The 14,425-nt window shown below is 50.2% G+C and carries 12 protein-coding genes and 2 pseudogenes; 7 read left to right on the top strand and 7 right to left on the bottom strand.

Annotated elements, in window-relative coordinates; all coding sequences use genetic code 11:
* Positions 1-5: 5 nt before the first annotated feature.
* The 4 genes and pseudogenes from BBD42_RS00005 to BBD42_RS32025 all read right to left on the bottom strand — a co-directional run.
* Positions 6-335, bottom strand: a pseudogene (locus BBD42_RS00005) (non-canonical purine NTP pyrophosphatase); the annotation flags it as partial.
* Positions 335-1,071, bottom strand: a pseudogene (gene rph / locus BBD42_RS00010) (ribonuclease PH). The pseudogenes BBD42_RS00005 and rph, both read right to left, overlap by 1 nt.
* A gap of 488 nt (positions 1,072-1,559) precedes the next feature.
* A complete protein-coding gene (locus BBD42_RS32020) occupies positions 1,560-1,871 on the bottom strand; it encodes a GerMN domain-containing protein (RefSeq protein WP_237163303.1) in 312 nt (103 codons plus the stop codon).
* Between the two features lie 228 nt (positions 1,872-2,099).
* A complete protein-coding gene (locus BBD42_RS32025; protein ID WP_237163304.1) occupies positions 2,100-2,273 on the bottom strand; it encodes a hypothetical protein in 174 nt (57 codons plus the stop codon).
* Positions 2,274-2,409: 136 nt separating this feature from the next.
* On the opposite strand from BBD42_RS32025, the gene BBD42_RS00020 reads away from it, so the two are divergent.
* Both BBD42_RS00020 and BBD42_RS00025 read left to right on the top strand, forming a co-directional pair.
* The gene (locus BBD42_RS00020; protein ID WP_056039845.1) at positions 2,410-2,949 is read left to right on the top strand and encodes a phosphatidylglycerophosphatase A family protein; all 540 of its coding nucleotides are present in this window, start codon (positions 2,410-2,412) and stop codon (positions 2,947-2,949) included.
* Positions 2,950-3,751: 802 nt separating this feature from the next.
* Positions 3,752-5,578, top strand: a complete 1,827-nt coding sequence (locus BBD42_RS00025; protein WP_099516482.1) for an APC family permease — start codon at positions 3,752-3,754, stop codon at positions 5,576-5,578.
* Here the strand turns inward: BBD42_RS00025 and BBD42_RS00030 are convergent.
* Together BBD42_RS00030 and BBD42_RS00035 are read right to left on the bottom strand one after the other, a co-directional pair.
* The gene (locus BBD42_RS00030) at positions 5,563-6,552 is read right to left on the bottom strand and encodes an MBL fold metallo-hydrolase (RefSeq protein ID WP_099516483.1); all 990 of its coding nucleotides are present in this window, start codon (positions 6,550-6,552) and stop codon (positions 5,563-5,565) included. The two genes, BBD42_RS00025 and BBD42_RS00030, sit on opposite strands and share 16 nt — an antisense overlap.
* On the bottom strand, positions 6,552-7,301 hold the full coding sequence (locus BBD42_RS00035; protein ID WP_099516484.1) for a class I SAM-dependent methyltransferase: 750 nt from the start codon (positions 7,299-7,301) through the stop codon (positions 6,552-6,554). The genes BBD42_RS00030 and BBD42_RS00035 overlap by 1 nt, the downstream gene beginning before the upstream one ends.
* 194 nt (positions 7,302-7,495) lie before the next feature.
* Between BBD42_RS00035 and BBD42_RS00040 the strand changes: the two genes are divergently transcribed.
* From BBD42_RS00040 to BBD42_RS00050, 3 genes are read left to right on the top strand one after another with little or no spacing between them, the layout of a single operon-like run.
* On the top strand, positions 7,496-8,827 hold the full coding sequence (locus tag BBD42_RS00040; RefSeq protein WP_099516485.1) for a spore germination protein: 1,332 nt from the start codon (positions 7,496-7,498) through the stop codon (positions 8,825-8,827).
* Positions 8,824-9,924 carry a GerAB/ArcD/ProY family transporter gene (locus BBD42_RS00045; RefSeq protein WP_172455342.1) on the top strand — a complete coding sequence of 367 codons (1,101 nt, stop codon included), beginning with the start codon at positions 8,824-8,826 and terminating at the stop codon, positions 9,922-9,924. The genes BBD42_RS00040 and BBD42_RS00045 overlap by 4 nt, the downstream gene beginning before the upstream one ends.
* Positions 9,921-11,027, top strand: coding sequence for a Ger(x)C family spore germination protein (locus BBD42_RS00050; protein ID WP_099516486.1), 1,107 nt, complete (start codon positions 9,921-9,923; stop codon positions 11,025-11,027). Before BBD42_RS00045 ends, BBD42_RS00050 begins: the two co-directional genes overlap by 4 nt.
* A gap of 39 nt (positions 11,028-11,066) precedes the next feature.
* Here the strand turns inward: BBD42_RS00050 and fni are convergent, their stop codons facing one another.
* Positions 11,067-12,146: a type 2 isopentenyl-diphosphate Delta-isomerase gene (gene fni / locus BBD42_RS00055; RefSeq protein WP_099516487.1), complete on the bottom strand. Its 1,080-nt coding sequence runs from the start codon at positions 12,144-12,146 to the stop codon at positions 11,067-11,069.
* 166 nt (positions 12,147-12,312) lie between these two features.
* Here fni and nagB point away from each other — a divergent pair, with 166 nt between their 5' ends.
* Positions 12,313-13,038 carry a glucosamine-6-phosphate deaminase gene (nagB, locus tag BBD42_RS00060; RefSeq protein ID WP_099521365.1) on the top strand — a complete coding sequence of 242 codons (726 nt, stop codon included), beginning with the start codon at positions 12,313-12,315 and terminating at the stop codon, positions 13,036-13,038.
* 1 nt (position 13,039) lies between these two features.
* A complete protein-coding gene (nagA, locus tag BBD42_RS00065; protein WP_099516488.1) occupies positions 13,040-14,233 on the top strand; it encodes an N-acetylglucosamine-6-phosphate deacetylase in 1,194 nt (397 codons plus the stop codon).
* Positions 14,234-14,425: the final 192 nt, after the last annotated feature.

Consider the following 14,425-nt stretch of genomic DNA (forward strand, 5'->3'; position numbering starts at 1 on the left):
CGGTTCAGCTCCGCTAGCAGCTTCGCATTATTCGAGCTGTCCGTAGCTCCTTCGCCAGAATATCTGGCTGAATATACGCCTGGAGCACGGCAAGCGCTGCTACGCTCAAGCCGGAATCATCGGCGAGAACTGGCACCTGGAAGGCATCGCCCGCCGCCTTCGCTTAATTCGCGCATTTGCCGAGAATGTATCGCCATCCTCCACAATATCGCAAACTCTGGGTATTCGTTCAGGCTGACTACGCGCTTGCCAAGCTTCGCGAATGCGTGGGCAAATTCCTGGACCTTGCCCTCGTTTTTCGTAGCAATCAGAATGATCTCGCTGCTTAGCTCCATCATTCTCTGCTCCTCCTCCGATCAGCCCTGCTGCTTCCCAGCACCTCGCGCTGCTTTGCAATCAGCTCAGCAATGCCGCCTCCGCCAGTTCCAAAGCTCATTCAGCTCCTTGCGGGAAAATGGCGCGTCCTCGCCTGTACCTTGAAGCTCCACAAATTGGCGCTTCCCGTCATCACGACGTTCATGTCCACCTTGGCTTAGAGTCCTCGTCATAAGCAAGGTCCAGCATCGGCTGATCTTGAATAACGCCTACGCTACGAAGCCAAATAATCTGTAATCGGATATTTCGTAAAGGTGACGTTCGTCGACAGCTTGTTCACTGCAGACAAAGCGCGAGAAAAGAGCCAGTGATCGAGGTTGTGCGGTGCCTCCATCCGCTTGAATGACATCGCAATCGAGCGTAATCGTTCTTTCCCAAGCGCCTGCAAATCTACGACAGACCGCAAAGCTCTGCCAATGAGACGTTGGATTTCCATCGTACGGCCCGTCAGCTTGCCCTTAGCCGCCTCCCGATGATTGCGCGAATGGGTTGCTCTGGGCAGCATCGAATATTCCGCTGTAATCCAGCCTTTGCCCTGATTTTTCATAAAAGGAGGCACACGCTCCTCCACGCTTGCTGTACAAATGACCTTCGTTTCTCCGACCTCAATTAGGACGGATCCTTCCGCATATTTATTTACGCCCGCCGTAATGGTAACCGGTCGCAGTCATTGGTTTGACGCCCATCTGTTCTCATCGTAATGCAGCCTCCTAGCCTATGTTTCAACACAATACTACCCATTTTACCAAAGTAAAACTAGAAAAGCATCCGTAACCGCAAAAAGAGAGCGCCTATGCGCCCTCTCCTTTCTTGAAGCATCACGTAAGGCTCCTTTGCATTTACTTTTATGATTTCATCGCATTCACATGATGCGGTCTGCGACTGGCTCGTTGTAAGAAGTATTTGATCATCTACAACGTTCGCTTCACCGTTCAACCGGATTTGAACTTTCGCTGCTCCTGTATTTTCTGTCACAGATAAGACGACGGCCTGCAGCATTTCAGCAGGAGCATTTTGGCCGCTCTCATAGGCGGTATTTGAAGATCCACCGTTACAGTATCATCCTTCTGCTCAATACTTGTAACTGAACATCATTGGTCATGAGCCATTCAGCTGCTTGCGGTTAAGCGGGCCGGCAATCAGTTCCTCCACCGCTGCCTTCACCGTCGACTCGGGCCTTGCGATTAGCCTTGTACGGGAACATAATATTGCTCTTCATTGGATGTTTGGGAGGAGAAATACAGCGTAACTGGCGTTGAGTAAGCCGAGCTGACGCCATCTGCTGTTTCCAGGTTGATGCCGACTGAGCGAGTAAGCGGACGGTCCAGCGGGAAACCATCAACCGGCATTTCACTCAGCTTGCTGCCCTCGTACCATAGCTCCACCTTTTCAATTCCGGTCATCGCCGTCAGCGTCCACGTAATGGCTTCAACGATTTCCGTTCTTTCGTTGCCGGTATAATCTGCAAAAGGAGCGGAAAACTCTACTGTAGCCATCTTCACTGCGGATCCACATGGTAGGATTTAATTTGAGTACCTTGTGGAATCACAGCCTGAAATCTTCCGGAAGCTGGCTTTTCATAAGCGCCGCCATCGACCATCATTTCCAGCGCCTTTGCCCGGCCGCTTCTTTGCCGCCAAGCGTCGTACGCAGCGAGATTGGTGCAAGGTATCCATTTTTGTCCTCTAAGTATACGGTCAACTGCGTTTCTTCTCCCTGTGGATTTACGCTGCTTGTCTTCCTGTATTCGTACCGTCAATGACGTTGGTTGATTCCGTCTGAGGCGGGTCAATCTCCTTGCTTGTCTCCGTTGAGAACAGCCCGCACCCTGCGCTCAGCAGAGGCACAACCATAACACCGCTTATCGCGGCAAGGCGAATCCATTTCGTTTGAACCATTTTGTTTTTTCCTCCTCTAGTGATTTTGCCGCATGCGGCTTTGTACAACTCTCATTTTGTAGTAATATGTATACGAGCCCTTCCCGTTTTAGACCAGTTTTGTCCACAAAATTACATCCAATAAGGGGGAACCAAGATGACAACACCACAACCATACAGCTTGAACAGCCGCAAGGTTGCCGAAGCGACGGAGGAGTGGCTTGTAAAGCGCGGCATTACGAAAATCGCCGTGGCCCAGCTCGTGCATTTTTTGCAAAAGGATTATTTCCCAGAGCTAACAATCGATGAATGCATCGTAAATGTTGACGCTGTTTTATCCAAACGCGAGGTGCAAAATGCAGTGCTCACCGGCATCCAGCTCGATATGCTCGCCGAGGAAGGCAAGCTGCTGCCGCCGCTTCAGGAGATGATTAAAAACGATGAAGGGCTATACGGCTGCGATGAAATTCTCGCCTTGTCCATCGTCAATGTATATGGAAGCATCGGCTTCACAAACTTCGGCTATATTGACAAGCTGAAGCCCGGCATTTTGAAAAAGCTTAACGATAAATCGAGCGGCGATGTACACACCTTCCTCGATGATATTATCGGTGCCATTGCAGCCTCAGCTGCAAGCCGCATTGCTCATCGAAAGCAAGCGGAGCGTGAAGGAGCAACTAATCCCCCGCTCGATTAAAAGTCGGATAGATAACGAACAGGCGCCGCGTCTTGCCAAAGACGCAGCGCCTGTTTGATGTCTACCAGATAAAAGACTGCTTGCGCGTTTCACTAGCGCTCCCGATGCCCTCTCTCTCCCATCAACCATTCCGCCTCTCCATTTTCTTTTTTCTTTTTCCTTTAGGTATTCGGCATAAGCCACTCGGTATTCGACTTTCGACTTTCGGCACTCATGATTTCAGGTTTCAGGTTTTTATTTTCTGATTTTTACTTTTTGATTCTTAATTTTTTGCTTTTTGCATTCTGCAATCTGCATTCTGCTTTCTGCTTTCTCGTATGGCCATGCAAATTGTTTGCTCTATTTTTTGCTTTATGCTGTTATCCCCTTAGCTCAGAAACCAGGCTTTCGTACGCAATCCCCCTTTTCTGAGCTAAGGGGATAACTCCCCAAAGCGAACAAAAGACAATATTTATTTTCCCCTTCAAGCTCAACCATTCCTCACGCTTTCATTGCCTGGAATAGGCAATAATCATTCCTACCGCAAGCTACACCTCGCGCCGCTAAACAGCGTTGATTTGTAATCGCTTACATGATCAAAAGAGAACCTTTCCGCCTCTTTTCAGCTGAAAACGAGATTTTACAAAAAGCATGCCTGGGGACTATGATCATCATTGCACCTGCCTCAAACCGAGTCGCTTGCGGAGAGAACAAGCAGCTTTTTTTTCCATGGTGAAAAAACTTATAACAGGAGATAGTAGCAATAACATGCTCTGCATAAATGCTTTATACTCTTACGACTAACTGCTGGCGGTGACCTGAAATGATGACTTTTTTAAAACGGCTTTTAATTGGACGGCCGCTCAAATCCAATGAACTGGGCGACCAGAAACTGATCAAGCTGAAAGCGCTGGCCATTCTTTCGTCGGATGCCCTCTCCTCCGTTGCCTATGGACCGGAACAAATTTTGATTGTCTTAATAACAGTAAGTGCTGCTGCATTCTGGTATTCAGTACCAATTGCTGCTTTCGTGCTCATTTTGCTGCTGGCGCTTATTCTGTCTTACCGGCAAATTATTTTCGCCTATCCGCATGGCGGGGGCGCATATGTCGTATCCAAAGAAAATCTCGGCATTTTCCCCGGATTAATTTCAGGCGGATCCTTGCTAGTGGACTACATATTGACGGTAGCGGTCAGCGTCTCCGCTGGAACCGACGCCATTACGTCGGCTTTTCCCAGCCTCCATGAGCATAATGTGTTGATTGCTGTTATTTTCGTCATTTTAATTACGATATTGAATTTGCGTGGCGTGACCGAGTCGGCATCCATTCTCGCCTACCCGGTATATTTGTTCGTTCTTGCGCTGTTTATTTTAATCGGAGCAGGTATTTACAATATTTCAACCGGCCATGTGCCGCCTGAGCTGCATACGCCGATTGGGACGCCAGTTGCAGGCATCAGCTTGTTCCTGCTGCTGCGTGCCTTTGCGTCTGGCAGCTCCGCGCTCACAGGGGTAGAAGCCATTTCCAATGCGATTCCAAACTTTCGCGACCCGGCTCCCCGGAATGCTGCAAAGACGCTCTCATCCATGGGCATTTTGCTGGCTATTCTTTTCTCTGGCATTGTGTTCCTTGCCTATTATTACGGCATTAAACCGGCGGTAGAAGTAACCGTCGTTTCCCAAATTGCTGAGCATACGTTTGGGCGGCATTTTATGTATTTCTTCATTCAAGGCACTACGGCGCTGATTTTGATTTTGGCAGCTAATACAGGATATTCGGCTTTTCCGCTGCTCGCGGTGAATTTGGCTAAAGACAAGTTTATTCCGCGGATGTTTACGGTCAGGGGCGATCGCCTTGGCTATTCCAATGGCATTATCAGCCTTGGCGTGCTTTCCATCCTGTTGATTATTGCTTTTGGCGGTCAGACCGAGCATTTGATTCCGCTTTATGCGGTCGGGGTATTCATTCCATTTACCTTGTCCCAGACGGGGATGATTGTGAAATGGATCCGCCAGAAGCCGAAGGGCTGGGTCGTGAAGCTGCTTATAAACTCGGCAGGGGCGCTCATCAGCTTGATCGTCACAATGATGTTCTTTTTGACGAAGTTCGCTCAAGTATGGCCTGTGCTCGTGTTTCTGCCGATTATTATTTATGTGTTTCACCGAATTAAAAAGCATTACAACGCCGTCGGCGAACAGCTGCGGCTCACCACGTGCGAGCCTGCAATGCCCATCGAAGGCAATGTGCTGATTTTGCCTGTGGCCGGAATGACACATGTTGTCGATAATTCCATTGCTTATGCCAAGTCACTGTCCGTGAATCAAATTATTGCGGTGTATGTGCCATTTGAGCGGGAGGAAGGCGAAGCGTTCGAGGAAAAATGGAAGGATTGGCAGCCGGACGTGCGATTAGTCGTATTGCATTCGCCTTATCGTTCGGTTATGCAGCCGCTGCTGAAATTTATTGATACGGTGGAGCGCAAGGCCAGCCAGTCCAGCTACCGCGTGACGGTGATTATACCGCAATTTATCCCGAAACGCGGCTGGCATAATATTTTGCACAACCAGACGAGCTTTATGATTCGCGCCCTGCTGCTGCACCGCAAAAACGTCGTAGTTACGACCGTTCCCTATCATCTCAAAAAATAAATAACGCCCGCACGCTCCGTACGCGATATCCGGCCCGACTGCTCCAGCTCATACAAATGGGCGAGCGTCTCGGCCATAGCAAAACGGTGCTGATGCGGGCTTTGTTGTGCCCGTGCACCGAAAGATCGTCCACACACCTCAAAGCCTGTGAGCGGCTCCTCCAGCATCAGCAGCATTTGCTCAAGCCGCTGCACATGATGCTGCTTAATTTCTGCGATTCGGCCAGCAAATGTCGTGAACGAATCATAATGCCCTGGAAAAGCGCGCTTAACCTCATATTCGCTTAAGCGATCCAGGCTTGCCAGAAAATCGCCAAGCGGATTCATCTCCTCGCCAGGAACGACGCTAATATTGGGAGTTATGCGCGGAAGCACCTGATCGCCGCATATCATCCATTTTTTGTTGGCTTCATAGAAACAGAGTTGGCCATAGGCATGTCCTGGCGCATCAAGCAGCTCCCACTGTGAACCGCCAAGCTCAAGCGTCTCGCCAGCCTCTATATACCTGATTTGATCTTGCTGCGGCTGCGGCGAAACTTTTTCCTGAAAGCTGCTTAAGTTGCTGCTAATTTCGTCAATGTAGTGCTGCGGCATGCCATGCAGCGCAAATAATTCAGCAAGCTCTCCTGTCATTGTGCTGCCCTCTCCCCATAAGTGCCTAACATAGCGATGGGCACGCCGGGACATCAAGACTGGTGCGCCGCTTAACTCGGCAAAATAGCCCGCGAGACCGTAATGATCAGGATGCTGATGCGTAAGGACGATGCGCGAAATTTGCTCTGGCACAATCGAATGGTCCGCAAATACCGCTTCCCAAACCGCAAGCGTCTCCTCCGTTCGGAGACCAGGATCGATAAGCGTATAACCTCCCGCAGGCTCAGTAAATACATAGCTGTTTACCGTTTTTAAGGCAAAGGGCAGCGGAAGCCTCACTTGCAGCAGACCATGCTCCCATTGCACCGCTTGAGCCGCCATTACGCATTAGCCTTTCCAAGCATAATAAGGCGCGGCGAGTTCAGCTCATCATAGGCTGAGCCATCAACGTTGCCAAATGTTTTCTCCAGCACAAGGCCTGCCTCGGCGAACGCCCGCTCAAACCACGTGAGCGAATACAGGCGAACCTGCTCATCATAATGGCGATTGTCTGCCTCATCGCTGCTTACGGCAATTTCTATATGCTTTTTGACCCAGCCATCTTCAATTTTACGCTGCTCGCGAATGACCCAGCCGGACTCTGCATCCTTGCGCTCCGATGCCGAAACGAGATTACGCTCTACATAAGCCGGATTCAGAAAATCAATTAGAAATGGCGCACCCGGCTTCAGCATGCGGCGAATTTCCCGCAGCACCTGCACGTTCTCTTTTTCATCTGCAAAATAGCCAAACGACGTAAATAAATTAACCGTTCCCTCGAACGTCCCCGATTCGAAAGGGAGCTGGCGCATGTCGCCCTGCACCCAGGTTACGCGCTGCAACGCATCATGCTTCCTCGCTTCGCTAAGCAGCGGATCCGACAAATCCATCCCCGTCACTTCATAGCCGCAGTCTGCCAGTGCCAGCGCATGGCGTCCCATGCCGCAGCCAATGTCCAGCACCTTTGCCTTAGCCGGAAGCTGGAGCCACTGCGCCATCAGCTGTACCTCCTTGTAGGCGTTGTCCCAATCCCGATGCTTATAAACAACCATATAATCGCTTCCAAAACTCTGCTCAAACCAGTTGGACATATGTATTCTCCTCTACCCTTGCAATTCACTTCTCATCCCTTCATTGTACTGCACTTTATGCTACTTAGGCAAAAGGATGCCCTGTAATGATTCACTCCAATGGGTATAATTACAGGTCGCCTGGCGCACCTTAAGCCCGTGAGCGACAAGCTGGAAGCTCGCTTTGCCCATTTTGCTGCTAAGGAGGAAACCCTATGATCGACCACATTCGCCTGCTGTTTGCCCAATCGGTTGACCTGAAGGTGCAACAGCTCAAAAATGACGATTTGATTATCGAAATTGCCTATATCTCCTCTTTATGCGACGATCAAATGATTAGCAATTATGTGCTAGTACCTTTTATGAAGGAAGAGGTGCCTTACGATAAACAGCTTCGTACGATTAGCGACTATCTAGTCGTTGATGATCCAGCTACGTGGACCGATTTGCTGCTGAAAGGCAATATTTTAATAGAAGCTCAAGGCATCGTTTACTCGCTTTACACAGCGAAAATTATTAGTAATGAAAGTACCCAAACCCAAGTAGAAAGTGCAATTCAAGGTCCGCAGCTTGCGTTGAACGAAGATTTGAAAAAATCGCTTAACCTCATCCGCAGCATGTACCACTCTCCTGAGCTGTGTGTAGAAGAGCACACCGTAGGCTCGCTGTCGAAGACGGAAATTATTGTGCTGTTTGATCAGCGCCGCGTCGATCCTACTGTATTGAATCAGTTGAGGCAAAGACTGACGAAAGCGCAAACCGAAATGCTGCAGGCCGCAGGAGAGCTGGAAACGATTTTAACCGGAAAGCAGTGGCATCTGTTCCCTACCGTCCTGATTACCGAGCGCCCGGATCGCATTACGACGGCTATCTCCAATGGTAAAATCGCCATTCTCATTAAAGGAAATATGTTTGCTCTAGTGCTGCCTGTCACCTTTTTTGACTTCATGCATGCAGTCGAGGATAACTACGAAGCCTTTTGGATGACTCGCACGCTTATTTTACTGCGCTATGTTGCGGTTGTATTGACCATTACGCTGCCTGCCCTCTATGTATCCATTATCTCTTACAATCCAGAGCTCTTTCGGGTACAGCTGGCACTCTCCATCGCCGGAAGCCGCTCGGCTGTACCCTACCCGTCCTTTATCGAGGTAATGGTTATGCTATTTATGATCGAAGCGCTAATTGAGGCCAGCATTCGGCTGCCCCGCTATATTGGTTCAACAGCTACGACCGTCGGAGGACTTATTTTGGGACAGGCGGCCCAGCAGGCCGGTCTCGTCAGCAGCATTATGATTATTGTGACCTCCGTCGTCGCCATTTCCAATTTTGTCGTTCCGGTCAATTCCTTGTCATTTGCCATCCGCTTTCTGAAATATCCGCTCATTGTGATGGCCATCTTTTTCGGCATTACCGGTGTTACCGTTGGCTCATTCATGTACGTGGTCTATTTATGCAATTTGCGCAGCTTCGGCAAGCCTTATTTCCGCATGTTTGCAGGCACAAAATCACAGTCAGGGGACATTGGGCAGGTGAAGGTGGAATGACACGCTACTTCTTTTACAACTTTTTTCTGACCAGCTTCGTCAACTTGATGCTGTATGTGCCGCATATTCTAATCGAACACCGCTACAGCGGCGCTGTCTCCTCGATGCTGATTTCCGGGGCCACCGGAACTTTGCTAACCTATGCCTATACTGCTGCGCTAGCGCATTTTCCCGGCATGGGACTGCCTGAAATTTTACGGGCCTATTGGCCGCGGTGGCTCGTCTCGCCCATTATGGTTTATGTGGCGATTATTTGCTTCGTATCGTCTACTATTGTCGTGGCCGCCTTTGCGATCATGATCAACCGCTTTTTCAATCCGGAGCTGAATCCGCTGGTCATTTTATGCCTGCTCGTTATTGCCTGCAGCTATGCGGCCTCACGCTCGACGTTATCCGTACAGCATATTATCGAAGTTGGACTGCTGCTCAATGCGCCGATTATTTTTTTCGTGCTGTTCAAAATGGTGAGAAGCCCGCAGCTAAATTGGGATGCCATTCATACCGTCGCCAATTTTGTCATGGTGCGTCCAGAGCTTGGCTCTATTGCCGCCGGGGTATTTGTATTCACCGGATTTTTCAACCTGTCGATTTTCAATCGTCTACTGCCGCCGAATTTCAGCTATACGTATCGCTGGCTCGTACCGATATTTGGCATGATAATTTTGAGCATTTCCTTCTTCGTGCCAATCGGATTCCATGGCACTGAAGCGGTAGAAGAATACCTTTATGTATGGAGCATGACTGCTGACTCGATTACGCTGCAATACGGCTTTATCGAACGGGTATTGTTTCTGTTCCTGATTGTGTATCTAAATCTATCGCTCATTTATACGATGAGCTGCTGGCATCAAGCGATGGAATTTATTAAAAGCTGCTTCCCCAAGCTGAAGATGGCAACCGACTTCGAGGAAACGCCCGTTATCAACTATATGATTTGCGGCGTGTTTGCTATAGCTGCCGTATTTTATTTATATTTCAGCGATGAACGTTTAGAGTTTATGTTTACACGCTATTGGCTGACGGCGATGCTGTTTTCTTATATAGCCATCGTGATTTCCGTGTTCATGCTTAGCCGAAAGGAGCGTAAATCCGCATGAAGATGCGCTGGTTAAAGCTCATGCTGCTGGCTTTGTGCATGCTGTTGGCCTGTACAGCATTAAGCGGCTGCGGCTTTAAGGATATTGACAAACGTTATTTTATCGTGGCGATGGGTATCGATTACAGTGGCAAAAAACAAAATCCTTTTCTCATTACGCTGCGCCTCGCCATTGCCTCGCCAAAAATCGAGCCGGGGGCTGGCAAAGCGCAAGTTGAAACAATTGAAGCCGCAAGCATCGCCGAAGGTGTGCGCATGCTCAAAGCCCATGTGGACAAGGAATTGGACTTTGGCCATTGCAAAATTTTTCTCATCGGTGAGCGCGTTGCCTATAAGGATTATTCCCCTGTGCTGGATTGGATGAAAAGACGGCGGGATATACAAAGTATTGCGAATTTGGCGATTGGCAAGCCGGATGCCCGGACGATTTTGAAAATTAATCCCCAGGCGGAGCGCTATCCGGGAAATGCGCTGTTTCTAAGCTTCGGTGCAGATGGAACGGACAATCCCTATACATATGTAGAAAATCTTTCGGATCTGACGAGGCGCGTCATGGAAAAAGGTCTGGACCCCGTCCTGCCAATTATTCGTAACGAAGGCACCAGCGGCTATATTATTAACCACACGGCGCTGCTGGATAAATCAAAAATCAAGCTAGTCCTAAAACCGGAAGAATCACAGCTATTTAACCAGTTGGCTCAAAACTACGAGAAGTCTTCGATTCAAGGAAGTTTCTCAAACAATCGGATTGTGGGAGCCATCAGCAAAATTAAAAGCCATTATCACTTTAGCGAGCATAATGGCAAGCTTCAATTAAACATGGACGTTCGCATAAAAGCGCTTATGGAGGAAGCACCTCCACATTTGTTTGAGCAGGGCTGGGGGCAGGTGGAGCAAAAGCTAAGCCAGGACTACTCCAAATTGACGGATAAGCTGCTGATAAAAATACAGCAGGCTGGCGTCGATCCTTTCGGCTTTGGCCTGCATTACAGGGCGACTCATGGTGGCGAAGCAGCCTGGAAGCAATGGGAAAATATTTACCCGACGCTGCAATTCGCCGTCAATGCCCGAATCAAAATCGAAGGGACCGGCCTGATTAAATAGGCTGCGGTCCCTTCGTTTGTTATGTAGGCTATGCCATGATTAGTCGGCTTTCGAAGCTAGCCGGTCCGTCTGGCGTAGCTGCTCAATCGTGCGGACGCCAATGCCGAACATCGCCGCCTTTAATTCAAACTCAATTCGCTCAAACTGCTGGGTAAGCTGGCGAATTGACAGGTCGGTCGTCCCATGCACCGCTTGCGGCAATAAGACGCGCCCAAAGCCAGCGAGATTCGCTCCAAGCGCAATCGCTTTAGCCGCATCAACACCATGCCTTAATCCGCCGCTCGCTATGACATTCATATGCGGCAACGTGCTGCGAATCGCGCTAACGCTTTCCGCTGTCGGAATGCCCCAATCGGCAAATGCCTCCGCAGCTTGCCGGCGCAATCCATCACCCGCCCGGTATTTCTCGACCTGGCTCCATGAAGTTCCCCCCGCTCCAGCGGCGTCAATAAAGGAAATGCCTGCATTCGCTAGCATTGCGGCGGTACCCGCATCAATGCCCCAGCCTACTTCCTTCACACCGACTGGCACAGGGAGGGCGCGGCATACTTGCTCAATTCGCGTCAGCAAGCCGCGGAAGTCCGTGTTGCCTTCCGGCTGAAAAACCTCCTGCATGCTGTTGACGTGAAGCACGAGGGCATTCGCCTCTGCTATGTCAACTGCACGCAAGCAATCATCCGTACCGAAGCCGTAATTCAGCTGTACCGCTCCGAGATTGGCGATGATCGGTACCGAAGGCGCCTCCATTCTAATATGGAAGGAGGCTGCCAAGTCCTCACGCTCAATAGCCGCCCGCATGGAACCGAGACCAATCGCCCAGCCTCGTGCCTCGGCAGCCTCAGCCAGGCGGCGGTTAATAGCCCCAGCCTCCGAGGTGCCTCCGGTCATAGAGCTGACGAGCAGCGGCGCTTTCATCGGCGAATTGAACCACTCCGTCTTAAGTTCAATTTCCTCAAATGACAGCTCAGGCAGCGCATTATGACGGAACCGCAGTCGATCAAGCCCTGTATCGATATGCTGGCCGTTCACTTCCTCCTGCAAGCAAATGCGGATATGCTCATTTTTGCGTTTCGCGGTTTTCGCCGCTTCCTCCGCCTCCGTACGCTGCGTTGTCGTCATTGCCTTTACCTCCTGCAAATATTCTATCCGTCCATCATAACATACGCTGTGAGTACATGTTAAATTGATTGTAAAAATCATTAATATGAACTTTACAATCAAAATTATTGTTAAAAAGATATTTTTGGTTTAAAATAAAATCATAACCTGAAGGAGGCGCTTCATGATGCAAATCATTCACTTTAACGACTGGGAGCTGCTTGACGCTTATGCGGCTCAAACCATTATTAATAAAGTCCAAGAAAAGCCAAATGCGGTGCTAGGGCTCGCTACAGGCTCGACACCTCTAGGCATCTATGCCAAAATAATAGAAGCATACCGCAGCAAGGAAGTCTCGTTCGCCCAGACGACTACCGTCAATTTGGACGAATATGTAGGCCTGCCTGCCGAGCATGAACAAAGCTATGCTTATTATATGAAGCAGCATTTATTTTCCCATATTGATATTGCAGACGATCATTATCATTTGCCTAATGGGCTGGCTGAAAATTTGGAAGCCGAATGCGACCGTTACGACCAGCTGCTGGAGCAGAACCCGATCGATATTCAGTTGCTTGGGCTCGGACATAACGGACATATCGGATTTAATGAGCCCGACACTAAGCTATCCGCGGGTACCCATGCCGTTCAGCTGAAGGCGGCTACGCTGGAAGCAAATGCCCGTTTTTTCGCATCGGCCGCAGAAGTTCCGAAGATGGCGCTGACGATGGGTGTTGGCTCCATCTTGAAAGCACACACCATTATACTCGTGGTTCGCGGCGCAGATAAGGCGGAGATTGTAGAGCAAGCGTTGACCGGCCCTATTACAACCGATGTGCCGGCTTCGCTGCTCCAGACGCATCCCCGGGTTATCGTGCTTCTCGACCGCGAAGCTGGAAGGAAGCTGAAATAATATGAAAAACTCGCCCTCCTCCTGGGTGATTCATCACGTCCATATCGTCTTGGAAGACCGGATCATTGCCGGCAGTGCCGTTATTATAAATGGCCTCATTCACCGCCTGCTGGAAAATGCTGCTGTTCTTAGCGCTGAGGAGCAGGAGCTGCCCGCTATAGATGGAGCCGGGGGCTATTTATTGCCGGGCTTTATCGACGTCCATGTGCATGGCGGCTTTGGCGCCGACTTTATGGACGCCAGCCGCAGCAGCTACGACACGATTACCCGTTTCCACGCTTCCCAGGGCACAACGGGCATGCTGGCGACGACAATGACCGCTTCTAAAGAAGCGATCGAGTCGGTTCTGCATGCAGCAGCGGATTACAGAAGCGGCGGCATGCCCTATGCCGCTCTGCTTGGTATCCATCTGGAAGGACCGTTTCTGAATGAAAAATGGATCGGTGCGCAAAATCCGGCCTACCTCTCGCCCCCACGGCAGGACTGGCTGGAGGCATGGACTGCGCAATTTCCCGATTTGATTCAAATTTTGACGCTTGCGCCTGAACGGGAGGGCTCCCTTCCGCTCATTGCCTGGCTTGCTGAAAATAATATCGTCGCCGCTTGCGGCCATACCGATGCCTCCTTCGCGGATATTGAAGCCGCAGCAGACGCTGGACTGTCCCACGCCGTCCATACGTATAATGCAATGCGTCCGCTGCATCACCGCGAGCCGGGAACCGTCGGCGCTGTTCTCAGCGATCCTCGGATATGCGCCGAGCTCATAGCCGATGGGCATCATGTCCATCCGGGAGCAATCCGGCTGCTTGCAGCTGCCAAACCGGCAGACAAGCTTATTCTCATTACCGATGCCATGTCGGCAGCGGGCATGCCCGACGGGAATTACTCGCTTGGCGGCTTGGCCGTCGAGATGAAGGATCAGGTTGCCCGCCTGCAAGGCAGCGGCAGTCTCGCAGGCAGCAGTCTGACGATGCTGCGTGCCTTCCGGTACATGCTGGCCAACACTGCGCTGTCTGTCGCCGAAGTTAGCCGCTGCGCCAGCGGTAATGCGGCTAAGCAGCTCGGCATCTACGAGCAGACCGGCTCCATCGCATGCGGCAAGCAAGCAGATGTCATATTGACGGATGCGGATTTCTCCGCAGTGAGCCATACTTGGGTAAACGGCAAGCTTGTGTTCGATGCTTCCCAAAATTAAACGATCTTCTCTATTAATAAAGCCGTCCCTTCCTAGCAGCAGGGGCGGCTTTATTCGTATGGAATATCCAGCATAAACTTTGCTTTAATTAAGCTTATTTCCGGCAGATGAATCCAATTGCAGCTCACAGCTAGCCTCTTTAACCTATTTCGGATAAAATTGGATAAGTCATTCCGCTTAAAGAAAGGAGAA

Source organism: Paenibacillus sp. BIHB 4019 (genome assembly GCF_002741035.1).
Classification (GTDB): Bacteria; Bacillota; Bacilli; order Paenibacillales; family Paenibacillaceae; genus Pristimantibacillus.

What these genes read in the sequence shown, in the direction of transcription:
- BBD42_RS00025 (WP_099516482.1), top strand. Translation starts at nt 3,752, where the DNA reads ATGATGACTTTTTTAAAACGGCTTTTAATTGGACGGCCGCTCAAATCC.
- fni (WP_099516487.1), bottom strand. Translation starts at nt 12,146, where the DNA reads ATGACGACAACGCAGCGTACGGAGGCGGAGGAAGCGGCGAAAACCGCG.
- BBD42_RS00020 (WP_056039845.1), top strand. Translation starts at nt 2,410, where the DNA reads ATGACAACACCACAACCATACAGCTTGAACAGCCGCAAGGTTGCCGAA.
- BBD42_RS00045 (WP_172455342.1), top strand. Translation starts at nt 8,824, where the DNA reads ATGACACGCTACTTCTTTTACAACTTTTTTCTGACCAGCTTCGTCAAC.
- BBD42_RS32025 (WP_237163304.1), bottom strand. Translation starts at nt 2,273, where the DNA reads ATGGTTCAAACGAAATGGATTCGCCTTGCCGCGATAAGCGGTGTTATG.
- BBD42_RS00050 (WP_099516486.1), top strand. Translation starts at nt 9,921, where the DNA reads ATGAAGATGCGCTGGTTAAAGCTCATGCTGCTGGCTTTGTGCATGCTG.
- BBD42_RS00030 (WP_099516483.1), bottom strand. Translation starts at nt 6,552, where the DNA reads ATGGCGGCTCAAGCGGTGCAATGGGAGCATGGTCTGCTGCAAGTGAGG.
- BBD42_RS00040 (WP_099516485.1), top strand. Translation starts at nt 7,496, where the DNA reads ATGATCGACCACATTCGCCTGCTGTTTGCCCAATCGGTTGACCTGAAG.
- nagA (WP_099516488.1), top strand. Translation starts at nt 13,040, where the DNA reads ATGAAAAACTCGCCCTCCTCCTGGGTGATTCATCACGTCCATATCGTC.
- BBD42_RS00035 (WP_099516484.1), bottom strand. Translation starts at nt 7,301, where the DNA reads ATGTCCAACTGGTTTGAGCAGAGTTTTGGAAGCGATTATATGGTTGTT.
- nagB (WP_099521365.1), top strand. Translation starts at nt 12,313, where the DNA reads ATGCAAATCATTCACTTTAACGACTGGGAGCTGCTTGACGCTTATGCG.
- BBD42_RS32020 (WP_237163303.1), bottom strand. Translation starts at nt 1,871, where the DNA reads ATGGCTACAGTAGAGTTTTCCGCTCCTTTTGCAGATTATACCGGCAAC.